This is a genomic window from Natrarchaeobaculum sulfurireducens, assembly GCF_003430825.1.
GTDB lineage: Archaea > Halobacteriota > Halobacteria > Halobacteriales > Natrialbaceae > Natrarchaeobaculum > Natrarchaeobaculum sulfurireducens.
This window is the reverse complement of sequence record NZ_CP024047.1, coordinates 3403942-3422785: the sequence shown is the minus strand read 5'-3', so window position 1 is coordinate 3422785 and position 18844 is coordinate 3403942. Positions and strand designations below refer to the sequence as shown.

The following is an 18844-nucleotide window of genomic DNA, read 5'->3' as shown; positions in this document are numbered from 1 at the left end:
CCACGCCTAAATCCTGGAACGCGGCTTCAGTAACGGTTCTGGTACGACGTCCGAAACTGGGAATCGTCGAATGCCTGATTTTCTGTCCCAAAGCGAGCGGCGACGTCGGGCAACGGCCCCGGTCAGTCGTCGGCCTCGAGCGGCGTCTCGATGGCACCGGGTTCGACCGGCGCGTACCGGACGATCGCGTCGAACGCCTCGAGCGGGAGGCGGTCGCCGCTCGTGATCCCGCGGGCCTCGCGGTTCTCGAGTTCGGTCGTGACGAACCGCGTTGCGACCAGCGCCAGGCGGCCGTCACCTTCCTCGAGTTTCGCCTGGGCCTGCTCGAGCAACAGTGCCGCCGTGAACACCTCGAAAATATAGTGGGCGAGCCGTTTCGCCGAGAGCTGGACGTAGTCGTCGTCCTCGCCAGCGAGTGCGGCCAGCGCGGTCGCGAGGTCGGTGAACTCGGCGTCGACGATTGCGGCCGACTCCTCGAGTGCGGGGTGTGTCACCGCATCGAGCCGTTCCTGGATCGCCTCGGTCAGGGGCTCGTGGGCGGCTTCGGCCTCGAGCGCCCGGAGGACGTCGAGCGAGAGGATGTTCTCGGTACCCTCCCAGATGGGTAACACCTGGGCGTCCCGGAGCAGTCGGTGGGTGACGAAGTCGTTGACGTAGCCGTTGCCACCCTGGATTTCCATGGCGTAGGAGGTCGTATCGACGGCCATCCGGCCGGTCCGGAGTTTGGCGATCGGGATCAACAGCCGCATCAGCCGATAGGCGTCCTCGGCGACGCCCTCGTCGACGTCGACCGACTCGTCGCCGCGGGCCGCGCGTTCGGCTCGCTCGCGCTCCGAGAACAGCCGCGCCGTCTCGAAGACGTACGCCGTCGCCGCCTCGTAGTCGACGGCCATGTCGACCAGGTCCTCGCGCATGAGTGGGTACTGGTCGATCGTGTTCCCGAACGCCTCGCGGTTGGCGGCGTGGACCTTGCTCTCGAGCAGCGCCCGGCCCATGATCCCACAGGAGGCGGCGGCGTTCGACAGTCGCTCGAGGTTGAGCATTTCCGCCATCTGCTTGAACCCCTGTTCTTCCTCGCCGACGAGGAGGGCTTTCGTGCCGTCGAACTCGACTTCGCCCGTCGGGACCGCGATGGTGCCGAGCTTGTCCTTGAGCCGTCGGTATCGCTGGTCGTTGAGCCGCTTCCCCGGCAGTGCGCCGGCGTGTTCCTGGCGCTCGCCTTTCGTTAGGACGCCCGCGTCTGGGTCGCCGTGTGGGACGAGGAACATCGAGAGGCCGTCCGTTCCCTCGGGGGCGTCCCGCGTCCGGGCGAGTGCGAGCGTCCCCTCAGCGTCGATATTGGAACAGAACCACTTCTCGCCGGTGAGCCGCCAGCAGCCCGCCGCCTCGTCGTACTCGGCGGTCGTCTCGTTCGCGCCGACGTCGCTGCCACCCTGTTCTTCGGTGAGGAACATTGCACCCTCGAGCAGGTCGTCGTACTCCCGACTGACGAGTCCGTCGTAGTAGCCCTCGAGGTCGCCGTCGTCGAACTTCTCCAAGACGAGCGCCGCGCCGGCGGTCATCGCCACTGGGCAGCCGAAGCCGCCGTCGGCGTAACACAGCAGGTGTAACTGCGCGAGGTAGTGGCTGAGTGCCATCGGCTCGTCCCGACCCGGCGGCGTCTCGAACGAGTCGGCGACGATGCCCGCCTCGTAGACCGCCCGCTCGTTTTCGAGCTGTTCGGCCGGATAGCGCACGCGGTTCTGTACGTCGCCGTACTCGTCGTACGTCTCGAGTTCCGGTCCGTGGTCGTCGACGTAATCCGCGTTGTCAGCGACGGTGTGGCCAATGAGGTCGCCGAACTCGGAGAGTCGCGGTTCGGCCCACGCGAACTCGTCCGCCTTGTACACCCGGCGGAGTTCACGCTGGAGCGTCCGGTCGAGTTCCCAGTAGTTGACGTGCCGTCCCGCCTCGAAGTCGTCGTAATCGATCCCGTCGGTCATACTGTGGGCTTCGATAGCAACGGACAAGAAAACGGCTGATTTCAACGGGACGTGCGTTCGTCGACGTTGTCGGCGGACCTTACCGGGCTGACGAACGACTCCGCCGGGCGTCCCGTCGCGATCCGTCCGGCCGTTTTTCGAGCCGCGTCCGGGGGAAGGTGTAGACCTTCAGCGAGCGCGGGACGACGCCGTTGGGTTTGACTCGAGCGTGGGGGTAGACCGCGCCGACGACGGGGACGTCCGGCTCGTAGCGCTCGTTAGTACCGTACTCGGCGACGGTACAGTCGGCCTCGCGGATCTCGACGGCGTCGGCCCGCAGGGTGGAGACGTCGACGACGGTGAGCAGATCGCCGGTCTCGCGGTCCCGAACGGTATTGCCGGGCCAAATGGCGTGGCCGTGGCAGTAGCACGGTTCGATCGCGTCGTCTTCGTCCACGAAGACGGGCTCGCCACAGTCGTGACAGGCGACGCCGACCTGACCGGGTGGCGGCGTTCGTCCCTCGGTGATTTCGATTGCGACGCGACGAACGTGCTTGCACCGAACGCCGCGGAAGACGTGATCCGGACAGGTACAGCGACCCGCTTCGAGGTCGACGAGGTAGCTGTGGTCGCTCGCGGACTCGACCTCGTAGAGGCCGTCGCCCAGCGGGAGCACCGACATCGGTTCGGTGCGCGCACGGAGCGACCGCTCCTCGAGGTGGTCGGAGGCCGGTACTGGCAGCGGTGCTTTCGGTGATGCTGTCGTTTTCATGGGTGCATCGGGGGTCGCAACTGGTCGGCTAGCTACTCGAGTCGAGTAGGGTCTCGAGGCGTATAACGGCCGTGCTGGGCGTCAAAGCGGCTGTTATTCACCGGCTCCGAACAAACGGCCGAAACTCGACGGGCCGACTCGAGGAACTTCCCATGCCCGCGACGGCGGGGCGAATCTCTCTCCCGGTGACGACCGCCCGCGACACGAGGCTTCTAAGGGATCGCGTGCGTTCCTGGGTGTATGGGACTGCTGGACGGACTCCGTGCTGCCCTCGGGTTGCGCGCCGAAGCCGACGCCAGACGCGACGCCGACCCCGAGGACCTCTTCGGGATGAGCACCGCCTACCTGACGATGGAGGCCGAACTGGGCTACGACTCCCTCGGTGTGGGGGCGCTCTGTTTCTCCGGGGTCGACTCCCACAGCTTCCGCGAGACCGTCGGCGAAGTCGAGGCGATCCTCGAGGCCGGACGGGCCGACACCGGAACCGACTTTCGCGTCACCGAGGACGACCACGGCTACCACTGGGTCGTCCTCGAGGACGCAGACCCGGAGGACCTGATCACGAGCATGCACTTCGCTGCCGACACGTTCATCGAGCACGGCTACGGCTCGCGACTGCTGGCGGCCGTGTTCGGCTACGAGAGCGGCGATAGCGCAGCGCGCCATCGTGACGGAGGCGGCGACGCCGCCGGAGCGGGCGGGACGGCCTACTGGATCTACTCGTTCCGCCGCGGGGCTTACTACCCGTTCGCTCCCCGCCCCGGCCGCGAGCGCGACTCGAGCGCGGAGTTCAAACTCGAGTCGGCCCTCGACGGCGAACTCGAGATCGAACGCGAGAAGGAGTACTGGTATCCGCTGTGGCCGAGTTCGAGCGGGACTCATCCCTGGGAGTAACGGGACGTGACGGCGTGTTCGTTGACGTCCAGTCGCTCCAGTAGCCGTCGACCTGAACCCACCTCCATTATACGGGTTCGCTCGGTATCCTCGAGCAGTGAGTGAGTTGCACCAGTTCGACGACTGGAACCAGTATAAGGGAGACGCCTCCCATTCGGGAGTCAGTGCCGACCGCGAGGGGCCACGCCGAATCGAGGAGGCGTGGACGGTCGATCTGACCGGCCCCGTCGGAACGCCGGTCTGTGACCACGACACCGTCTACGTCGGGACGACCCGTGGAAACCTGTACGCGCTCGAGGCCGAGACGGGGCGCCGACGCTGGACCGTCGAGACGACGCTGTCGACCGAGACCGCGCCGGTCGTCACGCGTGAGTTCGTGTACTTCGCTACCGAGGACGGAACGGTCCGCGCGGTCGATCCTGCGACGGGTGACCCTCGATGGGACGTCGAGGTGTCGGGTGCGCTCGCTGGAGCGCCGACGCTCGAGGGCGGGCGGCTGTTCGTCGGCCACGCCGACGGGCTCTCGGTGCTCACGGCCGAAACCGGCGACCTGCTGTGGACACACGAGACAGAGGGAGCGGTCGCCGGTTCGCCCGCAGTCGCCGACGACCGCGAGTGGAGCGGCCCCCGCGTCTTCGTCGCCACCGACGAGGAGACCGTCCTGGCGCTCGAGGCCGAAGACGGCGAGTCGGTGTGGGAGGTTCCGACCGACGGGGTCGTCGCCGGTGGTCCGACGATCGCCGACGGTCGCGTATACGTCGCGGACGACGCTGGCCGACTGCTCGCGCTCGACGGCGCGGACGGCCAGTCGTGGTTCACCTACAAGACCCGTGATCCGTTTACCGCGTCCGTGACGGTCCTCACCGGGGAGACGGTCGCCGTCGACGAGGTGCCGACGACCGACGTGGACTTCGAGGAGGGAACTACGTTCGTCGGTGCGGCCGACGGCTACGTCCACGTCACTGACACGACGTTCGGCCGACGGAAGGTCCGCGGCTGGCTGTTCTCGAAGAAGGGACTGGCGCTGGACGGCGAGATCCGTGCCTCACCCGTCGTCGTCGGCAACGTCGTCTGCGCCGCCGACACGACCGGCTCCGTCTACGGGATTGACGCTCATCGGTACGATCACTGGTGGTACTTCGCCGCCGACGGCCCGGTCACGAACACCCCTGCAGTCGGTGCCACCCGTCTGTTCGTCCCTTGCGAGGACGAGCGACTCTACTGTCTCGAGTGGTCACCCGCCGACCAGCCCTCGAGATAAATCGCCTCGGGTCAAGCCCCGATACTCGCCTTGCTCGTCCGTCGATCGAACCCACAGTCGGCTGTGACGACGGGTCGGCAGTCGCGAACGATCGGCCGTAACAGTCGGTCCTGAAGGAAGTCGCCCCACCCGAGCCGCCGGACTCGGACGTGGCTGTCATCGACACACATATGAGCACCGTCGACGGCCATCGAGACGTCGATTAGCTCGTCCAACTGTCACGGCTATTCGATGGTCTCGTCCCCACTACTGTCCGGTTTCCGAATAGCTCTCTCGAGTGGCCCCACGCCGTCGTCCAGTTTCACTTTCACTCCCCTGTTAACGAGGGTTTATCAGGGGTCCCGCACAACGGTGGAGTATGCCCGAAGCAGATCTCGAGGAACTCCCTGGCGTCGGACCGGCGACCGCAGAAAAACTCAAAGACGCAGGCTACGACTCGTTCGAAAGCCTGGCCGTCGCTGCTCCCGCAGAGCTGTCGAACACGGCCGACGTCGGCGACTCCACGGCTGGCGACATCGTCCGCGCAGCCCGAGACGCCGCCGACGTCGGCGGCTTCGAGACCGGCTCGACCGTCCTCGAGCGACGGAACAAGATCGGTAAACTGAGCTGGCACATCGACGAGGTCGACGACTTACTCGGTGGCGGCATCGAAACCCAGTCGATCACCGAAGTGTACGGCGAGTTCGGCTCGGGGAAATCCCAGGTCACCCACCAGATGGCGGTCAACGTTCAACTTCCCAAGGAAGTCGGCGGGCTCCACGGCTCCTGTATCTTCGTCGACAGTGAGGACACGTTCCGCCCCGAGCGGATCGACGACATGGTCCGCGGGCTTCCGGATGAGGCCATCGAGGCAGCGATGGAAGACCGCGAGATCGAAGGCTCGGCGAACGACGAGGCGGCACTCGACGAACTCGTCGACTCGATGCTCGAGTACATCCACGTCGCGAAGGCGTTCAACTCGAACCACCAGATGCTCCTCGCAGAGAAAGCCAAAGAACTCGCGAGCGAGCACGAAGACTCCGAGTATCCCGTTCGCCTGCTCTGTGTCGACTCGCTTACGGCACACTTCCGTGCGGAGTACGTCGGCCGTGGCGAACTCGCGAACCGCCAGCAGAAGCTCAACAAACACCTCCACGATATCGACAAGGTCGGCAATCTCTACAACGCCGCCGTCATCGTCACCAACCAGGTCACCTCGAACCCCGACGCCTTCTTCGGCGACCCGACGAAACCCATCGGTGGCAACATCCTCGGCCACAAGTCGACGTTCCGCATCTACCTGCGCAAGTCCAAAGGCGACAAGCGGATCGTCCGCCTGGTCGACGCGCCGAACCTCGCCGACGGCGAGGCCGTCATGCGCGTCGAGGACGTCGGATTAAAGCCCGAGTAACGCTACACTGCCCCAACCCTCGTTTTCTGACGCCTCGAGCGGCCGATTCTCGTTCGTGATGGCGGCGTCAGTCCCGCCTTCACCACCTTCGAACCATCGGAGTCGGGTGCATGTCTGCACGCGGTGACCAGCGAGCCGAGCCCACCGGCTGAAGCGTCGTCGGTCACGGGCGGCGATCGGTTCGTCAGCGCATCCGCCGGAGCCGAGGCCCAGCAGGCGCTCATCGGCGCATCATACCGGGTGGACACCCACCCCAATCGACTCGAGCCGAAACCGGTAGCCGCTAGTCTTCGGTCGTCGTCCTGTCTTTCTCGAGGTCGCCCTGATAGATCTCCGCGCCGTCCTGAGCGACTTTTTCAGCCAGGACGGCACACTTGACGCGCATCGGGGAGATGTCGACGCCGAGCATGTCGACGACGTCGTCGCGGTCCATCTCGAGCAGTCCCTCGACGGTCTTGCCCTGGAGTTCGCTCGAGAGCATACTCGCCGATGCCTGGCTGATGGCACAGCCGTCGCCGGTAAACGCGACCTGCTCGATCGTCTCGCCGTCGTCGGCGAGATTGACGTCCATTCGAATCTCGTCGCCACACATCGGGTTCTCGCCGACGTGGGAGAACGTCGGATCCTCGAGTTCCCCGTAGTTCCGGGGGTTCTTGTAGTGGTCGAGGATCTGCTGTCTGTACATGTCTGAGCCCAGTCCCATCGGTATCCCGGAATAGACCGCTGTGTTGTAAAAGGATTCCGGGGCTCACCGTGACTCGATATCGAAATCGGTTACGCAGCGTCGACGGGTTCGGTCACCGACAGTGACTGGGTGGAAAACGGCTTACCGTTCGCCGTCGATCTCCCGCTCGAAGCGGTCGACGTACGCCCGAACGAACGCGGCGCGGTCGTCGGCGAGTTCGCGGCCGACGTCGGTGTACATCCGTTCGGGAAGCGTGAGGATCTTCTTGTGGAGGTGATTGTACTGGGTCGTTCCCGCGGCCGACTCGTCGGCCTCGAGCGGGACCGCGGGGTCGTAGAGGGGTGAGCCGACGACCGCCCCGTGGGCGAACACGCGCCCGATCCCGACCGCACCGAGCGCGTCGAGGTTGTCCGCGTCGGCGACGAGCGCCGCCTCGAGCGTTGTCGGTTCGACGTCGTTCGAGTAGCGGTGAGCGCGCACGCAGTGGCGGACGCACTCGATCGTTTCGTCGGCAGCGCCGACGTCCGCGAGAATCCGTCCTGCCTCGTCGGCGCCCCACTCCGCGTGGCAGTCGACCTCGCCGCGGTCTTCTCGCTCCCGACCGATGTCGTGGAGGTAGACGGCGAGTTTCACGACGTGGTTGTCTGCCCGCTCTGGATGGCGTTCCAGGAGCGTCTCGGCGATCGTCTCGACACGCTCGACGTGGTGCCAGTCGTGGGCTGCGGGCGCGTCCTCGAAGTACGATCGGGCGTGGCTGCGAACCGTCTCGAGCATGCACGTGCCTTTCGACGAGCCAGTCGTAAACGTACCGTCGCCGCCCTCAGTCAGAACTCGGTCTGCTCGACTTTCTCCTCGAGCGTCTGGCAGCCGGCGACCAGACGCACGGGGATGTCGGTTGCGTTTGCGTACAGTCCGTCGAGGACGATTCGGACCTCGTCGAACCGCGGCCCGCGGGTGACCGAAAACGGCGTTCGCTCCCACTCGACGTAGCCGCCGTCTGCGAGCAACGGGAGGTGCTGGTGTTGTAACTCGAGGTGGAGCGTCTCGAGGCTCGTTTCTATAGCGGGAGTTACGGCCGCATCCGGCAACTGGACCCAGCCGTCGTCGGGGACGTCCATTAGCGCATCGACGAGTTGTCGTCGCGGTTCGGCTGAGAGGGCGTCGAACACGCGGTCCCATCGTCTGACGACCAGTTCGGGATCTTGCTGACGGTACGCTGGCATGTCCTGATATTATAGACCATGCACAATAAAGTAGTGTGCTGGTAACATGGCACAATTGCAGTCTGGATCGTCAATCGATGAGGAGACGCGGTTGTGGCTGGTTGTGCGGACAGTGTGGGGCTGGAACAGATCGCTGGCGTTCCGGCCGTCGTTTCTCGACGAGGCGACAGTCGCGGCCAGTGTTTGTTATGTAAACGGGTTTCAACAGTACCAGAAACGACCTCTCGGATTTCAGAACTCTACGTCCGTCTCCATCCCTTCGGTCGCGTCCTCGAGGCCGTCTTCACGGACGTCGGTGGTCATGTGCGAGGAAAGGTCAGCGTCGGCGAGAATGCTATCGAACTCGTCACGGTACCGGTCGTTGGCTGCTCGGGATTCGTCCTGAGCCTCAGCGACGCGACGGTAGCGCTGGATCTGGGCCTTGGTGACGTCGTACTCGTCGGCGAGGGTGGCGTCACTCTCGTCGCGGCTGCGAATCGCGACCAAGTCGACCTCGTCGGCGTCGTCCTCCCCAATGAGGTGCAACGACATGCGGGCCTCGAACACCGTTCCCTCGTCGGTCTCGAGGTCGTCGGCGACGTCGCCGTCGCTCTTATCATCGTAAAACCCTCTGGCGACCCCGATGAGGTCGTCGGTCGATAGTGACGTTTCGAAGCTGTAGCGCTCGAGCATCTGTGTGACGACGTTCTCGAGGCGTTCTCGTTCGGATCGATCGTCGGTCGGGAGCGAGCCGCGAGTGTCCTCCTGGGATTCGGTAATCGTCTCTTCGCCGTCGGTAACGTCGGTGAAGATGTCCCGGAGTTCTTCCGTCTTTTCGTTCATGAGTGGACACTCCCGACGGGCGCCTATATAAGCCTGTTGCCAGATTGCGTCGGCCGGATAGATCGAACACCGTCAACAATTATAAACTGACAATAGATGGTAAATTTACGCAAGACTGCATCGGGAACCCCTTCGAGAAGGTGTGACAAGAATTAAGTCTCGTCCCCGCACGTCCTTACACATGAACGTTGTAGCGCAATCGGAGGTGGGACGGGAGACGTACTTGGGGATCAGCAACACCGAGTACCTGCTGTTCTACCTGCTGGTCGTTATCACCATTGCGGTGTTCGCCTTCGGCGTGTACCAGCGATTCAGCCGGTACGCGGCGGGCGACGACGACCCCTTCGACAGACTCAACGACCTCTCGAGTCGGATCGTCAGCGCAACCAAGACCGTCCTCTCGAACGAGAAGAACTTCAATCGCGACCTCTACGGCGGCCTGATGCACTCGTTTATCCTCTGGGGCTTCCTGACGCTGCTGATCGCGACGACGATCCTCGCCGTCGAGCAGTACGGTACCGAGTTGCTCTTCGGCATCGTCTTCTGGGAGGGCGACTTCTATCTCGCCTACCAGTTCATCGTCGACGCGATGGGACTGCTGTTCGTCGTCGGAATCGGGATGGCGATGTATCGTCGCTACTGGGTGCGTAACCACCGTCTCTGGGGGCGACACACCTCTCTCGAGGACGATATCTTCATCTGGACACTGTTCGTCCTCGGCGTCGGTGGCTTCCTGCTCGAGGGCGCTCGAATCTACGTAACCGGCATGCCAGAACACGAGGTCGTCAGCTTCGTCGGCTACGCCATTGCGCTGGTGTTCCAGGCGATTGGCGTGCCCACGACCGGCGCCGCGGGCAATCCGAGCGACTACGTCGCACTCGCCCACGCCGGTTTCAACGCCGAGACGATTCACTGGCTCGTCTGGTGGAAGCACTCGCTGGTCGCGTTGTTCTTCATCGCGTGGATTCCCTACGCCAAGCCGTTCCACATGCTCTCGTCGTTCGCGAACGTCGTCGTTCGCGACGAGAAAGCGGGCAAACGCCTGCCCAACGTTCCGGCTGATCTGGATGCGACCAACGCCGAGTCCATCGACGACTTCACCTGGTCCGAACTGCTCGATCAGGATGCCTGTACCAAGTGTGGCCGCTGTTCGTCGGTCTGCCCCGCGAAGGCTTCCGACCGACCGCTCGACCCACGCAACGTCATCCTCGACCTGAAAAAGTACCGTGAGGAACTCGACAACGGCGGCGACGAGAAGGCGATCGTCGCCGACGGCGGCACCTCGGTGATCAACACCGAGACGATGGAGTCCTGTATGGCCTGTATGGCCTGTATGGACGCCTGTCCCGTCGAGATCGAACACCTCCAGTCCTTTACGCGACTCAACCGCCAGATGACCGACCAGGGCGACATCGCCCCCAGCATGCAAGACGTCTTCCAGAACGTCATGCAAAACGGCAACACGTTCGGCGACTCGCCGCGCTCGCGGGGCGACTGGGCCGACGACCTCGAGTTCGACGTCTCCGACGCTCGCGAGGAGGACGTCGAGTACCTCTGGTACGTTGGCGACTTCCCGAGCTACGACGAGCGCAACAAGCAGGTCGCTCGCTCGCTGGCGACGATCCTGAAAGAAGCCGACGTCAGCTTCGGGATCCTCTTCGACGACGAAAAGTACGACGGCAACGACATCCGCCGCGTCGGCGAAGAGTTCCTCTACGTCGAACTCGCCGGCCACCACGTCGAGACCTGGGAGGACTGTGAGTTCGAGAAGATCGTCTGTACCGATCCCCACTCGTACAACACGTTCAAAAACGAGTATCCGGAGGTCGACTTCGAGGAGTTCGCTGACGACCCGATGATGCCGTTCGAAATCGAAGAGCAGTGGAACGAAGACGGCGAAATCGAGGTCCTCCACTGGACCCAGGCCGTCGAAGAACTCGTCACGGAAGGCACACTCGAGCTCTCCGGCACCGAACTCGACTACACCGTCACGTATCACGACCCGTGTCACCTCGGTCGGTACAACGACGAGTACGAGGCCCCGCGCGAACTCATCAAGGCAACGGGCTGTACGCTCGACGAGATGCCACGCAACCGTGCCAACGCCTTCTGCTGTGGTGGTGGCGGTGGCGGCCTCTGGATGGACTTCGAAGAAGAGCCAAAACCCAGCGAAGAACGCATCCGCGAGGCGCTCGAGGATACCGACGCTGGCGCAGACATCGAAAAATTCGTCGTCGCCTGTCCGATGTGCATGACGATGTACGAGGACGGCCGCAAAACGGGCGGCTACGAGGACGAGATCGAGATCGTCGACGTCGCCGAACTCATCGTCGAGGCCATTGGCGCCGAAGAAGAGGCGAACCTCGAAGTCGCAGCGGACTGATCACCTCGGTTACGAACGAGCTTTTCTGCCGGTAATCGAGTCCGGTCGTTCGTTCTGTACTCGACTTAGTCGTCGGTAGCCGGGCTCTCGTCGAACAGCGATGCTACGTCGTCCGATTCGGAGGCGTTGGCGACGATCCGTTCTAGAAGCTTTCCTTTCGTCACGTATCGCCCAGTTTCTCGTCGAATTTCCGCCTGCAGGGACTCGAGTACGTCGTCGTCCGATCGTCGATCTCGAGTTCCGCGCACATCGTGCGCAGCTACATGTCCACGATACAACTGCCGTGTGTTCAAAACCGATCCAGGTTCCGAATCCGGTGCTCGAGGTGAACGTCCTCGAGAAACCAGTGCGTTCAGTCCTCGATCTCGATCGCCGGTCGGCCGGGTTCGGCCTTCTTCACGACGCCCGTGTCGGCCTCGTCGGCTGGCAGGACCGACACCGGCGCGTCGAACTCGCGCTCGAGCAGCCAGGCAGCCGACTCGAGGGCCTCGCGTTCGTCCTCGGGATCGAGTGTCATCGAGAGAGCCTCGCGTTCGACCTGGAGATCCTGGCCGTAGCTGGCGGCGGCGTCGCCCTGCTCGCGGATATGTGACTGCTGCATGAGTTCGCCAATGAGGTTGTCGGCGTCGGATTCGATTGCGATCTCTAAGGCGTCGTACTTCCACTCGGGGGCGACGACGACGTCGATCGCCTGTGGGTCCTCGATGCCGGCGACCTCGACGATGTCGCGAACGTCCTCGCGCGTGTTCTCGACGAGTTGGCGGCGTTTTCGGACGTGATCGCGGTCGACCTCGGCAGTCGGCCACGGGGCGTCGACGACGAAGTCGTCGTTGCCCAGTTCGCTCCACAGCTCTTCGGCGAGATGCGGTGCAACGGGAGCCAGCAGCCGGACGACCGCGGAGAGGCCGCGCTCGTAAGTGTCGGCGTGGGGTTCGGTGTAGTCGGCGTACTGCCGCAGCGTCCGCGTCAGATCCTGGGTTTCACGTAGCGCCCTGTTGAACGTGAGGTCGTCGTACTCCGCGTCGGCGATGGCGATCGTCGCGTCGATCTCCGCGTCGACGTAACTCGCGACGGCATCGTCCTCGCCGTCGGGCTGACCGGAAACGTACGCTTCGACCATCTCCTTCAGCCTCGTGAGGAAGGCGTTCGTCGAACGGACACCCTCCTCGCTCCAGTCGAAGTCCCGCTCGGGCTGGGCGGCCTGCATCATGAACAGGCGAGCGGTGTCCGCGCCGTACTCTTCGACGATCCGCTGGGGTGAGACGACGTTGCCCTTCGATTTGGACATCTTCTCGCCCTCGAGCTGGACCATCCCCTGAGCGAGTAAGTTCGTAAACGGCTCGCGGTGGTCGAGTCCCTCGTAGTCGGCGAGCACCTTGGTGAAAAATCGCGAGTACAGCAGGTGCATCACGGCGTGTTCGATGCCGCCGACGTACTGGTCGACGGGCATCCAGTCGTTGGCGCGGTCGACGTCGAACGGGGCCGTCTCCAGGTCGGGCGAGGCGTACCGCAGGAAGTACCACGAGGAGTCGACGAAGGTGTCCATCGTGTCCGTCTCGCGGACGCCGTCGCCGCCACACTCGGGACAGGTCGTCTGTTTCCACTCCTCGGCGGCGTCGAGCGGGTTGCCAGAGGTGTTGATGAACTCGGGGAGTTCGACCGGCAGCTCCGATTCGGGGACTGGAACCGAGCCACAATCGCTGCAGTGGACGATCGGAATCGGCGTCCCCCAGTAGCGCTGTCGGGAGATACCCCAGTCGCGCAGCTGGTACTGGGTCGACCCCGTGGCGCTCTCGAGGTCGGCCGTCAGCCGCTCCCGTGCAGTCTCGCTGTCGAGCCCGGAGTAGTCGCCGGAGTTGACGAGGACGCCGTCGTCGGTAAACGCCGCCTCGCTGACGTCCGGCGCGTCGGGGACGGTCTCGCCGTCCCAGTCGGCGGGCTCGGGTGCGACGACGGGGACGATCCCTTCGCCCATCTTCGTGGCGAAGGCGTGGTCGCGTTCGTCGTGACCCGGGACCGCCATTAGCGCGCCCGTCCCGACGTCGGAGAGGACGAAGTCGGCGACGTAGACGGGAATCTCCTCGCCGGTTGCGGGATTGGTCGCGGTCAGGTCGGTCTCGACGCCGTTAGGCTCGTCGCCATCGGGGTCGGCCTCGTGTTCGACGAAGTGACGGACGTTTTCGTCTTCCTCGGCGAGTTCCTCGCTGATCGGGTGATCCGGTGCGAGCGCGAAGAAGGTCGCGCCGTGGATCGTATCGATTCGAGTAGTGAAGGCAGTGACTGGTCCGTGTCCCGAAATCTCGAAGTCGACCTCACTCCCGTACTGGCGGCCGATCCAGTTGCGCTGCATCTGCCGGACCGAGTTCGGCCAGCCCTCGAGGTCGTCGATCGCCTCGAGCAACTCGTCTGCGTACTCGGTAATCGAAAGGAACCACTGCTCGAGGTCGCGCTGGACGACGGGCGAGTCACAGCGCCAGCACAGTTCATCGTCGCCTTCGACCTGTTCGTCGGCGAGGACGGTCTCACATTCTTCACACCAGTTCACTTCCGCATCGCGGCGTTCGACCAGCCCTTCCTCGTAAAACCGGGTGAACAGCCACTGGTTCCACCGGTAGTACTCGGGCGTGCAGGTGGCGATTTCCCGGTCCCAGTCGTACCCAAAGCCCATCGCCTCCATCTGCTCGCGCATCGTGTCGATGCAGTCGATCGTCCAGTCTCGAGGGTTGGTGTCGCGCTCTTTGGCTGCGTTCTCGGCGGGGAGTCCGAACGCGTCCCAGCCCATCGGGTGGAGAACGTCGTCGCCACACATTCGGCGATACCGGGCGTAGGCGTCCGTGATCGTGTAGTTACGGACGTGACCCATGTGCAGCTTCCCTGACGGGTATGGATACATCCCGAGGACGTACGTCGGGTCGTCGACGTCGTCGGACGTCCGGTAGACGTCCGACTCCTCCCACGCCGCTTGCCAGCGCCGTTCGACCGTCGCGTGGTCGTATCCCGCATCACTCATTTGCTTATATACGTGTGCGAGCGAGGTCGCCCTATAGCTTTCCATCCCGGTGCTTTCGCTCGCCGACTTCCTCGTCAAAAGGTAGTGCGGTGATGCCAACGACAGGATTGGAACCGGAGCGGTTGCCGCCGGCTTCGAGAGCCGATCACTCGATATCGATCGCTTTCGACTCCTCGCTTTCGTCGGTTTTCGGCAGGTGAACCGTCAGCACCCCGCTTTCATAGCCTGCGGACACAGAGTCCTCGTCGACTGGCTCCGGCAGCTGAATTCGCCGGTTGGCCGTCTTCCGCGTTCGTTCGCGCCGGAGGTGCTCGCCTTCGAGGTGCGATTCCGCCTCGGCTCGACTCGCCTCGAGTCGGAGCGTTCCGTCGGTGAGCGTGAGTTCGATGTCGTCGGTCTCATACCCCGGAAGGTCCGCCGTCACGACGTACTCTTCGCCGGTGTCGACGACGTCGACAGGAACCGATCCCGGAACCTGAAGGCCGCCGCCGACCATTCCCTCTTCGACCTGGCGGCCGATTCGGTCTACCATTTCCTCGAGTTCGTCGAACGGGTTTCGTCGCATACCACCCTGTAGGCGCTCGAGCGGGATAAAATCTGCCCGCGACTGGAGGTCAGAACGGCGACTATCGTCCAGTCGTGAGTGCTCGAGGGGCACAACGTGAGCCGGGAAGACTGTGAGTCCGTCAGTCGGGGAGTGAGACCAGTTCCGCCTCGAGTGCGTCGAACAGGACGTCACGTGCGTGGCCGTCCGGGTCGACGTTCTCGTAGACGGCTTTTACCTCGCCGTCGGCGAGGACGAACGTCGTTCGCTCGGTCGGACCGCTCTCGCGACGGTCGACGTCGAACGCCGCGGCGATCTCGGCGTCCGGATCGGCCAGCAGGTCGAACTCGAGGCCCTCCTGCTCACAGAATGCCTCGTGGGACTCGACGTCGTCGATCGAGACGCCGTAGACCGAGACCCCGGCGTCTCGGTAGGTCTCGAGTTCGCGCTGGAACTGGTTGGCCTCGATGGTGCAACCCGGCGTGTCGTCTCTCGGATAGAAGTACAGCACCGTTGGCGTCTCGAACGTAAGCGTGACGTTCTCGGCGTCCTGATTCGATGCGGTGACCGTCGGAGTTGATTCGCCCGGCTCGAGTGGCATGAGGTCACGTACTGCAAACGGTGGCAAACCCGTTTCGGTGTGTCCGCCCGGCTACGCCCGAGCCCACTCGAGGGCCGTCTCGAGGTCCGTGAAACTCTCGACTTCGGCCCCGTCGACATCGACGTTCGATTTCACCGCCATTGCCGTGATCCCCTCGGCGACGAACCCGATCCGTTCGACCCCGGTGTACTCGCCATTTTCGGACCACGCCTCGCCCATGAACTCCTGTGTCTCTTTGGGGAGTTTCGTCTCGTCGCCGAAAACCGCGAGCGTCGCGTCGATGTCGGATCGTTTTCCTCGCTCCCGGTAGTGATCGCTCGCTGCCTCGAGGTCCTCGTCGGCGAACCCCTGCCAGCCCGACATGAACCAGATACCAACGCCGCCGCGTTGCTCGAAATCCCACTCGTACTCGCTCGGTTTTGGAAGCGTATTCGCCGTCATCGTCGATGATACTGATGCTGGGTATAAAAGGGCTGTTCCCAACAGCGAATCGGCGAACGGCCATGTAACCCGACGCCCGAGACCGGTCTCACTCGACGACGTGTTCCGTGTCGTAGGAGCCGAGGCGCTTGACCCAGCCGTTTTCGGCGAGGGACTCGATGTCCTCGAGCGCTGCCTCGGTGCGCGACTCATAGAGGCCGGCCTCGACGTCGACGTGGAAGACGTAGTCGCCGAGACGCTGACCGCTCGGGCGCGACTCGACGCGCGAAAGGTTGATATCGCGGTCGCCAAACGGCTCGAGCAACTCGAGTAACAGTCCGGGATAGTTCGTGTTCGGATAGACGACCACCGACGTCTTCCCGCCGCCTCGAGAGCGCTCCTCGAGCGGTGCAACTGCGAAAAAGCGCGTCGCGTTCGAGTCCTGGTCCTGGATGTCCTCGGCGAGCACTTCGAGTCCGTTTTCGGCGTTCGCGGGGTGGCCGATCCCCGCAACCGAGTGGTCTTCGCGTGCGAACTCGACGCCCTGGGCCGTGCTCGCGACCGCTTCCAGGGTCACGGTTGGATACTCGCGCTCGAGGTAGGACCGACACTGTGCGAGCGCCTGGGAGTGGCTTGCGATCGTGTCGAACCCGTCGCCCTGGGCGAGCAAGGCGTGTCGAATCGGGGTGACGATCTCGCGGACGACGGCGACGTCGTACTCGGCGAGTGCGTCGAGACTCTCGGTGACGCTGCCCTCGATACTGTTCTCGATCGGGACGACGCCACGATCGTACTCGCCGCCCGCGACGGCGTCGACGATCGCCGTCACCGACTGGCGAAACGCGATCTCGTCGCCGTCGGCGATCGCTCGCGTCGCGCGGTGTGAGTAAGTCCCTTCAGGGCCGAGTGTAACTGCAGCCATCGTCTCTTCGTAACATGGAGAACGTCAAAAGACCGTCGGGTTCCAGGCCGGAACCGACGTCGGCGACAACTCTCTGTGACAGAACGGTTTGAACTCGAGCATACATGTGAGATAGCCGGCTGTCTACTCTTTTCGCGTTTTCTACGGCCTGTTTACTGTCTGTGTCACTCGGCGATAACAATTATCTGTCTCGAATATAGTGTCACGAATAACCGATCCTGCCGTCGCTCGCGGCGGGGAGGTCGGTCGGAACTACGATGGTGATCGAAACGCTCACTCCGGATCGAATTCGACGGCGGTACAGTGCGAAGATCGCGGCGATGGTCGGCTGTGTACTCGGGGTGACGCTCCTGTTTGCAGTCGTTTTCGGCCGCCACGCCGTCACCGGCCCACTCGAAGAAGCGGAGGGACGAGCCGTCGCCGCAGTGACGGGGCTCGTCGTCGTCTTCATCATGAACCTCGGACTGCTCGGGATCGTCCTCGGTGGTAACGTCTCGCTGTCGCTTCGCCGGCTCGGTGACCGAACCGAACGGATCGGCGAGGGCGAGTTCGACGTCGACCTCGAGACCGACCGTGTCGACGAAATCGGCGGACTGTACGCCTCCGTCGAGCGGATGCGCGACGACCTGGAAGCGACGCTCGAGACGCTCGAGACCGAACAGGAACGCGCCCGGCAGGCGAAAGCCGAAGCCGAACAGCGGGCCACGGAGGTCGAAGCGGAACGCCAACGCGTCCAGGAGACGCGTGAGCAAATCGAAGAACGAAACGAGCAACTAATCGCCGAGGCACAGCGCTTTTCGGACGTGATGGACGACTGTGCCGATGGAAACCTCAGTCGACGGCTCGAGCCCGACGTCGACGACGAGGCGATGGAGGCGATTGCGTCGTCGTTCAACGACATGCTCGACCGGATGGGCGAGACCATCGCCGAGGTCAAACGGTCCGCCGACGCTGTCGAGTCCGTCTCGGTCGATCTCGAGGACTCCAGTGCGGAGATCAGAACGGCCAGCCAGGAGGTCGCCGCATCGGTCCAGACGATCGCCGACGGGGCGGTCGACCAGTCGACCGACCTCGAGGGTGCTGCGAGCGAGGTGAGCGAACTCTCCGCGGCGACCGAAGAAGTGGCGTCGACGACGACCGAAATCGCCGAGCAGTCAGAGCAGGTCACGGCCCTGGCGGACGACGGTCGCGACGCCGCGGCCGACGTGGCCGCGAACATCGACGATCTGGTCGACAACACGGAGACGGTCGTCGAGACGGCCGACGCGCTCGCCGATGAGACCCAACAGGTCGAAGAGATCATCGCGTTGATCGACGACATCGCCGACCAGACGAATCTGCTTGCGCTCAACGCTTCGATCGAAGCCGCTACCGCGGGCGATGCCGGAAGCGGCTTCGCCGTCGTCGCCGACGAGATCAAGTCCCTCGCCGAGGAGACGATGGCCGCTGTCGACGACATCGAGACCACCCTCGAATCGATCAGAGCGCGCACGGAGACGACCGCCAACGAGATCGGCGCGGTCGATGCAAGCATGAACGAGACCGCGACGGTCGTTGACGACCTCGACACCCGGCTCGAGACTGTCGTGACGGAGATGGAGCAGGTCGACTCGAGCATCCAGCAGATCGCACAGACGGCCGACGATCAAGCGGACTCCGCCCAGGAGTTATCAGTGATCGTTGACGACGTTTCGACCGTCGCCGAGGATACGAGCGATCGGGCACAGCAGGCGGCGGCCGCTTCCGAAGAGACCAGCGCGACGATCGAATCGGTTTCACAGACGGCGACCATCCTCGGGGAGGATGCCGAGCGCCTGCAGGAGCTGATCGACGCGTTCACGCTCGAGAAACAGCGCGCCAGACCGGCCGCGAGCCAACCCAGGAGTGAGTGACCGTAGTGGACGCTTTCGTCCTCTAAACTCAGGAGCCTGATCGTTCTCACCTGAGGCGCGCTCG

At 63.9% G+C, this 18844-nt stretch carries 17 protein-coding genes; 5 read left to right on the top strand and 12 right to left on the bottom strand.

Annotated features, from left to right (window positions below; all coding sequences use genetic code 11):
- Positions 1-122 precede the first annotated feature (122 nt).
- Positions 123-1982, bottom strand: coding sequence for an acyl-CoA dehydrogenase family protein (locus AArc1_RS17915; protein ID WP_117365625.1), 1860 nt, complete (start codon positions 1980-1982; stop codon positions 123-125).
- Positions 1983-2061: 79 nt separating this feature from the next.
- On the bottom strand, positions 2062-2733 hold the full coding sequence (locus AArc1_RS17910) for an SWIM zinc finger family protein (protein ID WP_117365624.1): 672 nt from the start codon (positions 2731-2733) through the stop codon (positions 2062-2064).
- A gap of 240 nt (positions 2734-2973) precedes the next feature.
- Here AArc1_RS17910 and pspAB point away from each other — a divergent pair, with 240 nt between their 5' ends.
- From pspAB to radA, 3 genes are all read left to right on the top strand, one after another.
- Complete coding sequence (pspAB, locus tag AArc1_RS17905) at positions 2974-3627, top strand: PspA-associated protein PspAB (protein ID WP_117365623.1); 654 nt, start codon at positions 2974-2976, stop codon at positions 3625-3627.
- A 97-nt stretch (positions 3628-3724) separates the two neighbouring features.
- Complete coding sequence (locus AArc1_RS17900) at positions 3725-4888, top strand: outer membrane protein assembly factor BamB family protein (RefSeq protein ID WP_228442360.1); 1164 nt, start codon at positions 3725-3727, stop codon at positions 4886-4888.
- A 358-nt stretch (positions 4889-5246) separates the two neighbouring features.
- On the top strand, positions 5247-6278 hold the full coding sequence (radA, locus tag AArc1_RS17890) for a DNA repair and recombination protein RadA (protein ID WP_117365621.1): 1032 nt from the start codon (positions 5247-5249) through the stop codon (positions 6276-6278).
- 283 nt (positions 6279-6561) lie between these two features.
- On the opposite strand, the gene sufU is transcribed toward radA, so the two are convergent.
- The 4 genes from sufU to AArc1_RS17870 all read right to left on the bottom strand — a co-directional run bounded on the left by sufU (position 6562) and on the right by AArc1_RS17870 (position 9008).
- Entirely contained in the window at positions 6562-6981 is a 420-nt protein-coding gene (sufU, locus tag AArc1_RS17885) for a Fe-S cluster assembly sulfur transfer protein SufU (protein ID WP_117365620.1), read from the bottom strand.
- 123 nt (positions 6982-7104) lie between these two features.
- The gene (locus AArc1_RS17880) at positions 7105-7737 is read right to left on the bottom strand and encodes an HD domain-containing protein (RefSeq protein ID WP_117365619.1); all 633 of its coding nucleotides are present in this window, start codon (positions 7735-7737) and stop codon (positions 7105-7107) included.
- 50 nt (positions 7738-7787) lie between these two features.
- A complete protein-coding gene (locus AArc1_RS17875; RefSeq protein WP_117365618.1) occupies positions 7788-8186 on the bottom strand; it encodes a hypothetical protein in 399 nt (132 codons plus the stop codon).
- A 231-nt stretch (positions 8187-8417) separates the two neighbouring features.
- The gene (locus AArc1_RS17870) at positions 8418-9008 is read right to left on the bottom strand and encodes a conditioned medium-induced protein 4 (protein ID WP_117365617.1); all 591 of its coding nucleotides are present in this window, start codon (positions 9006-9008) and stop codon (positions 8418-8420) included.
- Positions 9009-9189: 181 nt separating this feature from the next.
- On the opposite strand from AArc1_RS17870, the gene AArc1_RS17865 reads away from it, so the two are divergent.
- Positions 9190-11391: a heterodisulfide reductase-related iron-sulfur binding cluster gene (locus AArc1_RS17865; RefSeq protein ID WP_117365616.1), complete on the top strand. Its 2202-nt coding sequence runs from the start codon at positions 9190-9192 to the stop codon at positions 11389-11391.
- A gap of 65 nt (positions 11392-11456) precedes the next feature.
- Here the strand turns inward: AArc1_RS17865 and AArc1_RS17860 are convergent, their stop codons facing one another.
- From AArc1_RS17860 to pheA, 6 genes are all read right to left on the bottom strand, one after another.
- Positions 11457-11639, bottom strand: coding sequence for a hypothetical protein (locus AArc1_RS17860; protein WP_117365615.1), 183 nt, complete (start codon positions 11637-11639; stop codon positions 11457-11459).
- 104 nt (positions 11640-11743) lie between these two features.
- Complete coding sequence (leuS, locus tag AArc1_RS17855) at positions 11744-14401, bottom strand: leucine--tRNA ligase (RefSeq protein WP_117365614.1); 2658 nt, start codon at positions 14399-14401, stop codon at positions 11744-11746.
- 145 nt (positions 14402-14546) lie between these two features.
- Positions 14547-14966: an Hsp20/alpha crystallin family protein gene (locus AArc1_RS17850; RefSeq protein ID WP_117365613.1), complete on the bottom strand. Its 420-nt coding sequence runs from the start codon at positions 14964-14966 to the stop codon at positions 14547-14549.
- A gap of 121 nt (positions 14967-15087) precedes the next feature.
- A complete protein-coding gene (locus tag AArc1_RS17845; RefSeq protein WP_117365612.1) occupies positions 15088-15546 on the bottom strand; it encodes a peroxiredoxin in 459 nt (152 codons plus the stop codon).
- A 51-nt stretch (positions 15547-15597) separates the two neighbouring features.
- Positions 15598-15987, bottom strand: a complete 390-nt coding sequence (locus AArc1_RS17840) for a hypothetical protein (RefSeq protein ID WP_117365611.1) — start codon at positions 15985-15987, stop codon at positions 15598-15600.
- Positions 15988-16075: 88 nt separating this feature from the next.
- Positions 16076-16888: a prephenate dehydratase gene (gene pheA, locus AArc1_RS17835; protein ID WP_117365610.1), complete on the bottom strand. Its 813-nt coding sequence runs from the start codon at positions 16886-16888 to the stop codon at positions 16076-16078.
- 257 nt (positions 16889-17145) lie between these two features.
- Between pheA and AArc1_RS17830 the strand changes: the two genes are divergently transcribed.
- Positions 17146-18780, top strand: coding sequence for a methyl-accepting chemotaxis protein (locus AArc1_RS17830; protein WP_117365609.1), 1635 nt, complete (start codon positions 17146-17148; stop codon positions 18778-18780).
- Positions 18781-18844: the final 64 nt, after the last annotated feature.